10 protein-coding genes are annotated in these 13,926 nt (G+C 69.9%); 9 read left to right on the top strand and 1 reads right to left on the bottom strand.

Annotated elements, in window-relative coordinates; all coding sequences use genetic code 11:
- The first annotated feature begins 61 nt into the window (after positions 1-61).
- Entirely contained in the window at positions 62-481 is a 420-nt protein-coding gene (locus tag J2851_RS11670) for a bacteriohemerythrin (protein ID WP_209766446.1), read from the top strand.
- Between the two features lie 73 nt (positions 482-554).
- A complete protein-coding gene (locus J2851_RS11665) occupies positions 555-3,182 on the top strand; it encodes a TIGR02302 family protein (protein WP_209766445.1) in 2,628 nt (875 codons plus the stop codon).
- A 120-nt stretch (positions 3,183-3,302) separates the two neighbouring features.
- Here the strand turns inward: J2851_RS11665 and J2851_RS11660 are convergent, their stop codons facing one another.
- On the bottom strand, positions 3,303-3,947 hold the full coding sequence (locus J2851_RS11660; protein WP_209766444.1) for a DUF3426 domain-containing protein: 645 nt from the start codon (positions 3,945-3,947) through the stop codon (positions 3,303-3,305).
- Positions 3,948-4,179: 232 nt separating this feature from the next.
- Here J2851_RS11660 and ftsE point away from each other — a divergent pair, with 232 nt between their 5' ends.
- The 7 genes from ftsE (at position 4,180) to J2851_RS11625 (ending at position 13,904) form a co-directional block, all read left to right on the top strand.
- Positions 4,180-4,860, top strand: a complete 681-nt coding sequence (ftsE, locus tag J2851_RS11655) for a cell division ATP-binding protein FtsE (protein WP_209766443.1) — start codon at positions 4,180-4,182, stop codon at positions 4,858-4,860.
- A gap of 18 nt (positions 4,861-4,878) precedes the next feature.
- On the top strand, positions 4,879-5,772 hold the full coding sequence (locus J2851_RS11650) for a cell division protein FtsX (protein WP_209766442.1): 894 nt from the start codon (positions 4,879-4,881) through the stop codon (positions 5,770-5,772).
- A 40-nt stretch (positions 5,773-5,812) separates the two neighbouring features.
- Positions 5,813-6,451, top strand: coding sequence for a YdcF family protein (locus J2851_RS11645; protein WP_209766441.1), 639 nt, complete (start codon positions 5,813-5,815; stop codon positions 6,449-6,451).
- Between the two features lie 12 nt (positions 6,452-6,463).
- Positions 6,464-7,255 (top strand): lysophospholipid acyltransferase family protein, encoded by a 792-nt coding sequence (locus J2851_RS11640; RefSeq protein ID WP_209766440.1) that lies wholly within the window; start codon positions 6,464-6,466, stop codon positions 7,253-7,255.
- 120 nt (positions 7,256-7,375) lie between these two features.
- Positions 7,376-10,882, top strand: a complete 3,507-nt coding sequence (locus J2851_RS11635) for an LAGLIDADG family homing endonuclease (RefSeq protein ID WP_209766439.1) — start codon at positions 7,376-7,378, stop codon at positions 10,880-10,882.
- Between the two features lie 276 nt (positions 10,883-11,158).
- Positions 11,159-12,640 (top strand): alpha/beta hydrolase, encoded by a 1,482-nt coding sequence (locus J2851_RS11630; protein ID WP_246500589.1) that lies wholly within the window; start codon positions 11,159-11,161, stop codon positions 12,638-12,640.
- A gap of 4 nt (positions 12,641-12,644) precedes the next feature.
- Positions 12,645-13,904 (top strand): patatin-like phospholipase family protein, encoded by a 1,260-nt coding sequence (locus tag J2851_RS11625; protein ID WP_209766437.1) that lies wholly within the window; start codon positions 12,645-12,647, stop codon positions 13,902-13,904.
- Positions 13,905-13,926 lie beyond the last annotated feature (22 nt).

Below are 13,926 nucleotides of genomic sequence, written 5' to 3'. Positions count from 1 at the left end.
TCTGCCTTTTCCCGGAATTCCGGCGTATAATGCCCCGTTCACAACCCGAACGGGGACTGCCATGGACTGGAACCCGGCCTACGCCATCGGCCCGGAGGCGATCGACGCCGACCACCAGCGGCTGTTCCAACTCTTCAACCAGTTCACCGCGGCGATCGCCGCCGGGGAAACCCGGGAGTCGGCGAACCGCTTCCTGCGCGAACTCGCCGACTACTCCGAATACCATTTCCGCCGCGAGGAAGGCCTGATGCGCGCGACGGGCTATCCCGACGCGGCCCGGCACGCCTCCATGCACGCCGGCTTCGCTTCCTTCGTGCGCAAGCAGTCCACCACCGGAGACCACGACCTGGAGGAGGTGCAATTCCTCCAGAACTATGTCGAGATGTGGCTGTGCGGCCATATTTTGGTCATGGACAAGTGGTTCGGTGAATGGCTTGACGGTCGGGCCGGGAAAAACGCCGCGGCCGAGCCTATATCCTGACGACGCCCCGGCCGCCGCTCTCCCTTACGGCCGGTGCAAGGGCCACGGGACGGCGGCGGAACGGGAGTGCGGGATGAGCGACAGCGAAGAGCGGCCCCATAACGAGGGTTTCCGGTTCCCCCTGCGGAAGCCGCAGCCGCCGGATTCCAGTGGGCCGGAACCGCGTTTCCGCCTGTGGCAGGCGCGAGCGGCCCTGCTGTGGGAATCCCTCTGGCCGGCCGTCTGGATCCCCGCGGCCATCGCCGGGACCTTCCTGGCGCTGGCCCTCCTGAACCTCCTCCCGCTGCTGCCGGGCTGGCTGCACCTGCTGGCGCTGCTGCTGTTCGCCGCCGCCTTCGGCTGGAGCCTGTGGCGCGGCCTGCGCCGCTTCCGCGCGCCCGACGAACCGGCGGCGCGGCGGCGGCTGGAGCGTGACAGCGGCCTGCCCCACCGCCCCCTTCAGACCCTGCGCGACCAGCCCGCCGGCAACGACCCCGTCGCGGCGGAGCTGTGGCGCCTGCACCAGGAGCGGGTGCGCGCCGCCATGCGGCGGCTGCGCGTCGCCTGGCCGATGTCCGACATCGCCTCCCACGACCGCTACGCGCTGCGCGCCCTGGTGGTCCTGGTGCTGATCGTGGCGGGGGGCGCCACCTGGGGCGACTGGACCCCGCGGCTGGTCGCCGCCGTCAGCCCGCGCCTGACGGGCGAGTCCGGGACGGCCACCGCGGCGTTGGACCTCTGGGTGACGCCGCCGGAATACACGGGCCTGCCGCCGATCTTCCTGAAATCGGCCAACGCGGCCCACACCCCGACCCTGCCCAACCCCGTCCCGGTGCCGAAGGGCAGCCTCGTGCTCGCCCGCGTCACCGGCGGCAGCGGCGCCCCGACGCTGGAGGCCGGCGACAAGTCCGCCAGCTTCGAGACGGTGGACTCCTCGACCTTCCAAATCCAGCAGCCGATCCAGGCCGGCACGAAGATCGCCGTCAGCCAGGGCTCCCGCACGCTGGGCTCCTGGGCGGTGCAGGTCATCCCGGACCAGCCGCCGATCATCGCCTACAACAGCCCGCCGACGAAGGGCGAGCGCGGCGCGCTGCGCCTCGACTACACCGCGCACGACGACTATGGCCTCGCCGAGGTCAAGGGCATCATCAAGCTGGCCTTGCAGGAGGGCGAAGCCCCGACCCTCGACCGCACGCCCATCGAGCTGCCGCTGGCCCTGCCCGGCGTCCGGCCGAAGGACGCGCACAACGCCGGCTTCCACGACCTGACGGCGCACCCCTGGGCGGGCCTGAACGTCACCGTCCGGATGACCGCCGTGGACGGCGCCGGCCAGACCGGCAGCACGGAAGACGTGGCGATGGTCCTGCCGGAGCGGGTGTTCAACCACCCCGTCGCCCGCGCGATCATCGAACAGCGCAAGAAGCTGACCCTGCGCCCCAAGGAGTCGCGCGTGGAGGTTGCCCGCGCCCTGGCGGAGCTGTCGTCGCGCCCCGGCCAGTTCAGCGGCGACATCGTCGCCTTCCTGGCGCTGCGCACCTCGGTCGGCCGGCTGCTGCTGGACGAGGAGGGAGGCCAAGTCCAGGCGGTCCAGCAGGTCTTGTGGGAGACCGCGCTGCGCATCGAGGACGGCGGCCTGTCGCTGGCCGAGCGCGACCTGCGCGACGCCGAGCGCAAGCTGGCCGAGGCGCTGGAGAAGGGCGCCACCGACCAGGAGCTGAAGCAGCTGATGGACGAGCTTCAGCAGGCCATGGACAAGTTCATGGAGGCCATGGAGCAGCAGATGCGCGAGGCGCTGGCCCGCGGCGAGCAAATCCCCATGGTGCCGCCGGAGATGGCCGACCGCATGATGGACCGCCAGGACCTTCAGCAGATGATGGACCAGATGCGGCAGATGGCGGAGACCGGGTCGCGCGACGCCGCGCGCCAGATGCTGTCGCAGCTTCAGCAGATGCTGGAGAACATGCGCTCCGGCGCCATGGCCCAGATGCAGCAGCAGCAAAACGGCCAGAACGAAGCCTGGCAGATGATGAAAGAGCTTCAGGACCTGGCCCAGCAGCAGCAGCAACTGCTCGACCAGACCTTCCGCCAGTCGCAGGACCAGATGGGGCAGCAGCAGGGCCAGCCCCAGATGGGCCAGCAGGGCCCGCGCGGCCGCCAGCAGCGCCAGCAGCCCGGCCAGCAGGGGCAGCAGGGCCAGAACCAGCAAGGGAACGGCAGCCCCCTGTCGCAGCAGCAGGCCGAGCGGCAGGAGGCCCTGCGCCGCCAGCTGGGCGAGCTGATGCGCCGCATGGGCGAGCAGCAGGGCGACATCCCCCGCCCGCTGGGCCGCGCCGAGCGCGCCATGCGCGACGCCGGCCAGTCGCTCCAGCAAGGTCAGCCGGGCTCCGCCGTGCCCTCCCAGACCCAGGCCATGGACGAGCTTCAGCAGGGCATGCAGGCCTACGCCGAGCAGTTGATGCAGCAGATGATGGGCCAGCAGGGCGGCACGGCCATGATGGGCCAGCAGCCGGGCCAGCAGCGCCAGGGCCGCAACCGTGACCCGCTCGGCCGCCGGCCACCCGGCTACAACGGCAATTACGACGGCAACGACGTGAAGATCCCGGAGGAGGCCGAACTCCAGCGCGCCCGCGAAATCCTCGACGAACTCCGCAAACGCTCCGGCCAGTACAACCGCCCGCAGATGGAACGCGAATACATCGACCGGCTGCTGAAGCAGTTCTGAGCGGGACGCGTTGCCCCCTCCCTAACCCTCCCCCGCTTCGCGGTGGAGGGGACTTTAGGGAAAGACGACGGCAGTCCCCTCTCCCGCGAAGCGGGGGAGGGTTAGGGTGGGGGCAAAACCTCACCCGCCGTCAAACGTGACCATCACCTCCAGCACCGCGCCCGGATCGCGCTGCGCGTCGCGGAAGACGGCGATCTCGCCGGGGAGGAGTTGCGCCGGCGACGCCTCGACCGTCCAGCTCCGGACCGGCTTGCGGTCTTCGCCCAGTGACGTGACGCGCACCACCGGAACCGGCCGGACTGTGTCGGACACGTTGACGATCTGCCCGTCGACGACCAGCACCGGGGCCCCGCCCTCCACCTTCTGCTCCGACCGCAGGTTCTGCAGCTGAAGGCCGGTTCCCGGCGGCTCCACGCGCAGGCCCACCGTCTCGTACAGCAGGGCGGCCGGCGGCCACAGCCGCACGATCTGGTCGCGCGCCGCGTATCCGCCCCCGGCGAGCGCCAGCACCACCGCCACGAACAGGCCCCAGCCGGCCAGCGCCCGGCGCAACGCCGCCCGGTCGCGCGGCGGTTTTTCCACCGTGGGGGCCGAGGTCGGCCGGATTTCGGTCACATCGTTCAGCGAGAATTCCGGATCGTCCTCGTCCGGCGACTGCCACCAGGTGTGGCCGCACTTCGCGCAGCGGACTTTCCGTCCCTGCGGTCCGACCGCCGAATCGGCCAGTGTGTAGCGCGTGGCGCAGGTCGGACAGGCGATGATCATGGAGGCCGATCGAGGTCACCGAAATTGCAGAATGCCGTTATAGGTAGTCATGAGGTATGAAGCAAGGAACGCCCAAGCAGTTGCCGTCCGGAGCGGCGGGAGCGGCCTTTTGTCCGGCCGTTCCGACGAGCCGTCCCAACGATGGTGGACGCGTCGGCGGCACCGGTGCATTGTCTTGTCGCACCCCAGGCGGGGTACCGCCCGGGGGCGTCGTCGCGGCCTTGGTGAGATTGTGATTCGTTTCGAGAACGTGGGTTTGCGCTATGGCACCGGTCCCGAGGTGCTGCGCGACGTCAGCTTCACCCTGCCCCCCGGCTCCTTCCATTTCATGACGGGGGCGAGCGGGGCGGGCAAATCGTCGCTGCTGAAGCTGATGTACCTGGCGCTCCGCCCCTCGCGCGGGCTGATAACGCTGTTCGGGCGCGACATGGCGCGGCTGACCCGGGCCGACCTGCCGGAACTGCGCCGCCAGATCGGCGTCGTGTTCCAGGACTTCTCCCTGCTCGACCACCTGTCGGCGCTCGACAACGTGGCGCTGCCGCTGCGCATGAGCGGCGCCGGCGAGGCCGAAGTGGTGGAGCACTGCACGGAGATCCTGCGCTGGGTGGGGCTCGGCAACCACCTGAACGCCCTGCCCTCCACCCTGTCGGGCGGCCAGCAGCAGCGCGTCGCCATCGCCCGGTCCGTCATCAACCGGCCGCGCCTGCTGCTGGCCGACGAGCCGACCGGCAACGTGGACGACGGCATCGGCATGCGCCTGCTCTATCTGTTCGAGGAGATGCACAAGCTGGGCGCGACCGTGGTCATCGCCACCCACAACGAGGCGCTGATCCGCCGCTTCAACCACCCGCGCCTCCATCTGGAGAACGGGCGCCTGCACGTCATGCCCGCGCAGTCGGCGCACTGGGCCTGAGAGAGGGAACGGATCGCCATGGCCCTGCCCCCCTTGCGGCGAAAGCGCTTCGACCTGCCGCTGGCGAAGGACCCGACCTCGCGCTTCCTGACCTGGCTGACCGCGCTGATGGTCTATCTGGCCGCGCTGTCGCTGGCCGGCGCGCTGTTCGTGTCCGACATGGCGCGACGCTGGGACACCGGCCTGGCCGGCGGCCTGACCGTGCAGATCGTACCCCTGCCGGCCGGATCCGCCACGCTGAACGAGCGGACGGAGGCGGCGCTGACGGTGCTGCGCTCCACCCCCGGCGTGAAGTCCGCCACGGCGTTGACCACCGACGACATCGGCCGCCTGCTGGAACCCTGGCTGGGCAAGGAGGCGGCCGACCCGCTGCTGCCCATGCCGCGGCTGATCGACGTGGTCACCGACGGGCCGGTGGACACCACGGCCTTGACGGCCCGGCTGAAGTCCGCGGCCCCCGGCGCCACCATGGACGACCACGCGGTCTGGCTGGCCGACCTGCGGCGCTTCGCCGGGGCGCTGCATCTGGCCGCACTCGCCGTCATGGCGCTGATCGGCGGGGCGGGCGTGATGGCGGTGGTCTTCGCCGTGCGCGCCGGTCTGGCGATCCACAAGCATGTGGTGGAGCTGCTGCACCTGATGGGCGCCACCGACCGATACGTCGCCCGGCAGTTCGAATCGCACGTCCTGTCCCTGACCCTGCGCGGCGGCCTGGGCGGGCTCGTGCTGGCGGTGGCGACGCTGGCCGGCATCGGCCACGCGGCCGCCGGGCTGAAGGCCAGCTTGCTGCCGACCGTCACCATCAATGTCTGGCATCTCGCGCTGCTGGCGGTCGTGCCGGTCGTGGCCTGCCTGCTGGCCATGGTCACGGCGCGCTGGACGGTGCTGCGCACGCTGGAGTCGCTGCCGTGACGCCGGCCTGCCCGCCGCCCCCTCCGCCATGGAGCGCGTGATGGCGCGGGTCGGTTCCCGGCGCGTCCGGCTCGCCCGGTCGCTGGGCCGCCTGCTGGCGGTGGGACTGGTGGCTGGGCTCGCCTGGGCCGGTGGGCTGGTCTGGTTCGCCAACGCGATTCCGCGCCCGCCGGCGGAGGAGAGCGCGGACGCGACCCGCCCCACCGACGCCATCGTGGTGCTGACCGGCGGCAGCGGGCGGCTCGGCACCGGGCTGGATCTGCTCACCGCCGGGCGGGCCCGCAAGCTGTTCGTGTCCGGGGTCTATGAAGGGCTGGACGTCCAGGAGCTGCTGCGCAAGTCCCGCCAGTCGCCGAGCGACATCGAATGCTGCATCACGCTCGGCTACTCCGCCGACAGCACCATCGGCAACGCCTACGAGACGGCGGACTGGCTGCGCGAGCAGGGCTTCCGGTCGATGCGGCTGGTCACCGCCAACTACCACATGAAGCGCAGCCTGCTGGAGTTCCGGATGGTCATCCCGGACGTGGAGGTGGTGCCGCACCCCGTCGCCTCGCCCAACGTCCATCTGGAGGACTGGTGGAAATGGCCCGGCACCGCCAGCCTGCTGGTGACGGAGTACAACAAGTACCTTTTGACGCTGCTGCGCTACGAGCTTGAGATGCTCCTCGAATCCTGACAAGTTCCGCCGATGATCTACCTCCGCTCCCTCGCCTTCAATGTCGCGTTCCACGTGTGGACCGCGATCTGCTGCTTCGGCCTGCTGTGGATGCTGCTGCTGCCCCGGCCGGCGATGATCCACGTCGTCAAATGGTACCTGGGCACCGTCGGCTGGCTGGAGCGCACGCTCGTCGGCATCCGGTACGAGGTGCGCGGGCGGGAGCACCTGCCGGCCTCCGGCTCCTTCCTGCTGGCCGCCAAGCACCAGTCGGCGTGGGAGACGATGAAGCTCCATTTCCTGGTCGACGACCCGGCGATCATCCTGAAGCGGGAGCTTCTGTGGATCCCGATCTGGGGCTGGTACGCGGCGAAGGCGCGCATGATCCCGGTGGACCGCGGCGCCCGCGGCCGGGCCATCACGTCGCTGATCAAGAATTCCAAGCCGGTGCGCGACGAGGGGCGGCCCATCGTGATCTTCCCGCAGGGCACGCGGGTGGCCGCCGGTGCGTATCGCCCCTACCGGATCGGCGTGGGCGTCCTGTACGAGAGCCTGGACATCCCCATCGTGCCGATGGCGCTGAACGCCGGCCTCTACTGGGCGCGCCACAGCTTCATCAAGCGGCCGGGCACCGTGGTGGTCGAGTTCCTGCCCCCGATCCAGCCCGGCCTCGGCCGCGCCAAGGCCATGCAGTTGCTGGAGGAACAGCTGGAGGCCGCCACCGACCGCATCGTCGTCGCGGCCGGCGGCCCGGCGACCGTGCGGCCGAAGCCGGCGGTCGACTCGTCCGTCTCACCGGAAAAGGCCGCCAGCGCGACGTCCTAGGCGCTTGCGCGGAACGCAAGAAGAACATCCGGATTGACCCTTCGAAGGGTGACACGTACCCTTTCGCGGGTGTTGTAAGCGGGCTGGCCCCGGATCGGCCGGCCGCGCGAGGGAGGACGCATGCCGGGCATCGCCGCCATTTCCCAGCGGATCTGGGACATGAAGTACCGCTTCAAAACGGCCGAGGGCGAGCCCATCGACCAGGACGTCGCGGACACCTGGCGCCGCGTCGCCACGGCGCTGGCCGCGCCCGAATCCGACCCGGCGGCCTGGGCACCCCGCTTCGAGGAGGCGCTGTCCCGATTCGAGTTCCTGCCGGCCGGGCGCATCCTGGCCGGGGCCGGCACCGGCCGGTCGGTGACGCTGTTCAACTGCTTCGTCATGGGGACGATCGAGGACGACCTCGGCTCCATCTTCGCCCACCTGCGCGAAGCCGCGCTGACCATGCAGCAGGGCGGCGGCATCGGCTACGACTTCTCCACCCTGCGTCCCAAGGGTGCCCCGGTGCGCGGCGTCGGTGCCGACGCGTCCGGGCCGCTGTCCTTCATGGACGTGTGGGACAGCATGTGCCGCACCATCATGTCCGCCGGCGCCCGGCGCGGCGCCATGATGGCGACGCTGCGCTGCGACCACCCGGACATCGAGGACTTCATCGACGCCAAGCGCGAGCCCGGCCGCCTGCGCATGTTCAACCTGTCGGTGCTGGTCACCGACGCCTTCATGGACGCGGTGAAAGCCGACAAGCCCTGGCCGCTCGTCTTCGGCGACCGCGTCTACCGCGTGGTGCAGGCCCGCGCCCTGTGGGACCGCATCATGCAGGCGACCTACGCCTACGCGGAACCCGGCGTCATCTTCATCGACCGCATCAACGAGTCGAACAACCTGCGCTATGCGGAGCGGATTTCCGCGACCAATCCGTGCGTTTCGGTCGACAGCTGGGTGCAGACCGCCGAAGGGCCGCGCCGCGTGGGCGATCTGGTCGGGCGTCCCTTCATGGCGGTGGTTAATGGAGTGACCTTCCCATCCAGCCCGGAAGGCTTCTTCAAGACTGGAACGAAGCCCCTTCTGCGCATCACGACGAAGGACGGCTTCGCCCTCCGCGTCACGGCGGATCACCCCGTGCGTTCCGTCGTCTCGATGTCGCGCTACGGGATCGAATCGGCGTGGACGAAGGCCGGGGCTCTCGCGCCGGGCGACCGGATCGTGCTGAACGACCACGGGACGGACCTGCAATGGGAGGGCACCTATGGCGAGGCCGAGGGCTACCTCGTCGGGCTGCTGGTCGGTGACGGCACGCTGAAGGAGGACAAGGCCGTCCTCTCGGTTTGGCCCGGCGAGGCGACGGTGAACGGCGGCCTCCAGCGCCCCGGCGTTGCCGGGGTCATGGACGCGGCGCTGGCCGCCGCGCACAGCCTGCCCCACCGATCCGATTTCAGCGGCTGGGTCACGGTGCCCGGCCGTGGGGAACGGCGACTGGCGCTCGGGTCGGTCAAGCGGATCGTCACCGAGCTGGGCATGGCGCCCGGCAACAAGGCCATCACGCCGGCCATCGAGCAGACGTCCAGCGCGTTCCACCGGGGTTTCCTGCGCGGCCTGTTCGACGCCGACGGGGCCGTGCTCGGCGACCATGTGAAGGGGATCAGCATCCGGCTGGCGCAGAGCGACCTGGACCGCCTGCGCGCGGTGCAGCGCATGCTGCTCCGCCTCGGCATCGTCGGGCGCCTCTACGCCGACCGGCGGCCGGCCGGAGCGAGTCTGCTGCCGGACGGCAAGGGGGCGCGCAAGGAGTACCAGTGCGCCGCCGACCATGAGTTGATCATCGCGAAGGACAACGTCGGCCGCTTCGCCGATCGGATCGGCTTTGCCGACACCGAAAAGCAGGCGCGGCTGCGCGCAGCCATCGCCGGCTATCGCCGCACCCCCAACCGGGAGCGCTTTGTCGCCGAAATCGCAACGGTGGAGGACGATGGCGTCGAGGATGTCTACGACGTCCAGATCCTCGGCGCCAACGCCTTTGACGCCAACGGCGTCCTGGTGCACAACTGCGGCGAGCAGCCGCTGCCCCCCTATGGCGCCTGCCTGCTGGGGTCCATCAACCTCGCGGCGCTGGTGCGCGATCCCTTCGGGGATACCGCGCGGCTCGACATGGACCGGCTGCGGGAGCTGACGGCGCTCGCCGTGCGGATGATGGACAACGTCGTGGACGCCTCGCGCTTTCCGCTGCCGGAGCAGGCGCGGGAGGCGGAGGCCAAGCGGCGCATCGGGCTGGGCGTCACCGGGCTGGCCGACGCGCTGATCCTCTGCCGGACCCGCTACGGGACGGAGCGCGCGGTCGCCCTCACCGACCAATGGCTGCGGACCATCAAGAACGAGGCGTACCGCACCTCCGCGCGGCTGGCGGCGGAGAAGGGTGCCTTTCCGCTCTTCGACCGCGACGCCTACCTTGCCGCCCCCATGGTGCGCTCGCTGGACGCCGACGTGCGCGCGCTGATCGAGCGGCACGGCGTGCGCAACGCGCTGCTGACCTCGATCGCGCCGACCGGGACGATCTCGCTGTTCGCCGACAACGTGTCGTCGGGCATCGAGCCGGTCTTCTCCTACAGCTACGAGCGCACGGTCCTGCTGCCCGACGGCGCCCGCCGGACGGAGGAGGTGAGCGACCACGCCTACCGCCTGTTCCGGGCGGCCTTCGGCCCGGACCGCCCCCTGCCCGACTATTTCGTCGACGCCCAGGTGCTGACCCCGGCGGAGCATGTGGTCATGCAGGCGGCGGCGCAGCGGCACATCGACAGCTCCATTTCCAAGACCATCAATTGCCCGGAGGACCTGCCCTTCGACGCCTTCAAGGACGTCTACCGGCAAGCCTACGAGCTGGGCTGCAAGGGCTGCACGACCTACCGGCCGAACGCCGTCACCGGATCCGTCCTCACCGTGAAGAAGGAGGAGCCAAAGGCCGATTCGCCGCCCACCTCGGCGCCCCCTGCGGCACCGGCCGACGCTGGCGGCCATCGGGGCGAGGTCGGCTCGGTCGTCTACATGACCAAGCCGCTCGACCGGCCGGAGGCGTTGCCGGGCGAGACCTACAAGGTGCGCTGGCCGGACAGCGACCACGCCATGTACATCACCATCAACGACATCATCGAAGGCGGCCGGCGGCGCCCGTTCGAGGTGTTCATCAACTCCAAGAACATGGAGCATTACGCCTGGACCGTGGCGCTGACGCGGATGATCTCCGCGGTGTTCCGGCGCGGCGGCGACGTCAGCTTCGTGGTGGAGGAGCTGAAGGCGGTCTTCGACCCGCGCGGCGGCGCCTGGATGCAGGGGCGCTACGTGCCGTCGCTGCTGGCGGCCATCGGCGACGTCATCGAGCGCCACCTGAAGGCCATCGGCATGCTGCCCGAACCCGACACGCTGCTGGCCGAGGCGGCGCGCAAGGCCATGGGCGACCCGGAGGTCACCCGGCCAGCCATGGAACCGCCAGCCGTGGAGCAGCCAACCATGGAGCAAAGTGTGGAGCCGCAGCCGGTGCCCACCCGCCAGTGCCCGAAATGCGGCCAGCCCGGACTGATCCGCCAGGAAGGCTGCGACACCTGCCTGAATTGCGGTTATTCGAAATGCAGCGGGTGATCCCGCCGCACGCCGCCTGAGGCGCCCGCCGCGGGCGTACGAGGCCCCGTACGCCCAGTTCCGAACCGGCCGCGGAACCGCCGGACGCGCCGGTTCCGGGATACCGTAACTCGGCCTTGTCCGCATCCTTGTTACTTTCGGCCCGCCCTGGTTTTTCGGCTCGATGGCGCTGCGTGACCGGATCGGTGCAGACGGCGTCATGGACGAACGCCGCGCGCTCCCGGTCCGCTGGTCGAAGCCAGGAAGCGGGATGTCATGCGACGATGGCCATGGAGATTGGCAAAGCGGATCACGACACTGCTCGTCCTGGGCGTCCTGGTTTTATTCCTCGTGCGCATCTACGACTCGCAGCGTGGCCCGCCGCTTGAGGTTTGGCACACCTTCGTGCCCGAGGAACTCCACAAGAAGGACTTGGACCGCAGCGGTTGGGCCGAATATCTGGCCGCCGAGGACGCCCTTTTCGACAGCGTGCGCGCCGAGGTGACGCAGAAGCTGCCGGAGGGGGAGCGCGTTCCCGTCAACCGATACTTCGACGGAAGCCCGATCTACCCCGGCCGGTTCGCCCAGGACTGGAACCGTTCCTACCTGCTCGAACCCGACGGCCCCGTCCGCGGGGCGGTCGTCTTCCTTCATGGCCTGACCGATTCCCCCTACAGCCTCCGCCACATCGCCCGCCTCTACCGGGCGCACGGCTATGTCGCGATCGCCATCCGGCTGCCCGGCCACGGCACGGTTCCCGCGGGCCTGACCGACATCGCGTGGGAGGACTGGCTGGCGGCGACCCGGCTGGCGGCGCGGGAGGCGCAGCGGCGCATTGGTCCAACGCAGCCGTTCCACATGGTCGGGTTTTCCAACGGCGGCGCGCTCGCGATGATGTACGCGCTGGAATCCCTCGACGACACCGGGCTGCGGCGGCCCGACCGCATCACGCTGATCTCGCCGATGATCGGGATCACCGCCTTCGCGCGCTTCGCCGGTCTGGCCGGCCTGCCCGCCCTGTTCCCCGCCTTCGCCAAGGCCGCGTGGCTCGCCGTCGTGCCGGAGTTCAACCCGTTCAAGTACAACTCCTTTCCGGTCAACGGCGCGCGGCAGTCGTACCTGCTGACCAACGCCCTGCAGAGCACGGTCGCGAGCCGCGCCGCCGATGGCCGGCTGGCCGAACTGCCGCCGATCCTGACCTTCCAGTCGGTGATGGACTTCACCGTCAGCACGCGCGCGATCCTCTCCGGCCTGTACGCCCACCTGCCCGACAACGGCAGCGAGCTGGTGCTGTTCGACGTGAACCGCAACACCAAGTTCGGCCCGCTCCTCAGTTCGGCGTCGGACAGCATGCTGGCGCGCGTCCTGCCCGATCCGCCCCGGCGTTTCCGGACCGCGATCATCACCAACGCCGATCCGGACCGCCCCGATGTGGTCGAGCGCGTCACGGAGGCCGGCGCGGTGACGGAGCAGGTGAACGCGCTGGGCCTGTCCTATCCCTTCGACGTCTTTTCGCTGTCGCACGTCGCCCTTCCCTTTCCGACGAGCGACTCCCTCTACGGCCTGCAGCCCGACCCGGCGGAGGATTTCGGCATCCACCTGGGCGCCGTGGCCGCCCGTGGGGAGCGCGGGGCACTGATCGTCAGCATGGACAGCCTGCTCCGCATGTCGTCCAACCCCTTCTTCCCCTACCTGCTGCGCCGCATCGAGGAGCCGCTGACCCAGGCGTCCTCCCGGCAGGCGCTTCGCCACGATGTAGCCGACACTGGAAGGCGGTGAAGATATGGCCACAAAAAAGGTCGCGATCGCCTGTCAGGGCGGGGGAACGCACGCCGCGTTCACCTGGGGCGTGCTGCGGACCATCCTGACGACGAAGACGCGGTGGGACGCCGACCCGCAAGGCGGCGAGACCTTCGACATCGTCGCGGTCAGCGGCACCTCGGCCGGCGCGCTGTGTGCGCTCGCGACCTGGTACGGGCTGGTCCCGAACACGGCCGACCCGGCCTGCGGCACCGTCGAGAAGGCCATCGAGCGGCTGGACTTCCTCTGGACGACCTTCGCCGCGGCCAACCCGGTGGAGGCCGCGCACAACCAGCTGGTCGGCACCCTGCTGGGCTGGAAATCGCAGGGCATGCCGCTGCCGGAAGCCAATCCGTATGCTGCCTGCGGCAAGCTCGCGCTGAGCAGCCTCGCCATGATGGGGGCGCGCCCGCAGTATCTGGGCTTTGCGGAGCTGCTGCGGGACCTCTGCCCGAACTTCGACGCCATCGACTGGCCGGCGCTGGCCAAGGCCGACATCCGGATCCTGGCCGGCGCCATCGAGGTCCTCAGCGGCAACTTCGAGGTGTTCGATTCCGACAAGACGCTGGAACAGATGGGCCTGCGTCCCGACGGGCGGGCGATCAGCCAGTACGACATCACGCGCTGGCGCATGCGCCGGGCGATCTCGCTGGACGGCGTGGCGGCGTCGGGGACGCTGCCGGAGGTGCTGCCGGCGCAGGTGATCCCCGACATGGTGTTCCCCACCTGCACGCCGGGCCGGACCGTCACCCGCAACGGCTTCTACTGGGACGGGCTCTATTCGCGCAACCCGCCGGTGCGCGACCTTCTGGACGGGCAAACCAAGGACGAGAAGCCCGACGAGATCTGGATCGTCCGCATCAACCCGCAGGAATTCCAGCCCGCCTCCCCAAACATCGGCCTGGAGGACATCCGCGACCGGGAAAACGACCTGGCCGGCAACCTGTCGCTGAACCAGGAGCTGGACGGCATCATGACGATCAACCATTGGATCGAGCGCTACGGGGACGGCCACCCCCCGCTGGACAGCCGCAAGATCGTCGCGGTCCGCACCATCAAGATGACCCGCGACACCGCCTGGGGCCTGAAGCACACCTCGAAGTTCAACCGCAGCCCGGATTATTTCGCGTCGCTTCGCGAAGAAGGGCGGACGGTGACGGAGCGCTGGCTGGCGGACTGGCGGCGGCTCGGCGCGGACTTCCCCCGCTACCCCTACGACGCGCGCTACCCCGAGCCGGCCTGAGATGAAGCGGCACATGAAGCGC

Origin of the sequence: Azospirillum rugosum, assembly GCF_017876155.1 — a bacterium.
Lineage (GTDB): Bacteria > Pseudomonadota > Alphaproteobacteria > Azospirillales > Azospirillaceae > Azospirillum > Azospirillum rugosum.
The sequence above is the reverse complement of the archived record's forward strand: the minus strand, read 5'-3'. Positions and strand labels throughout refer to the sequence as shown.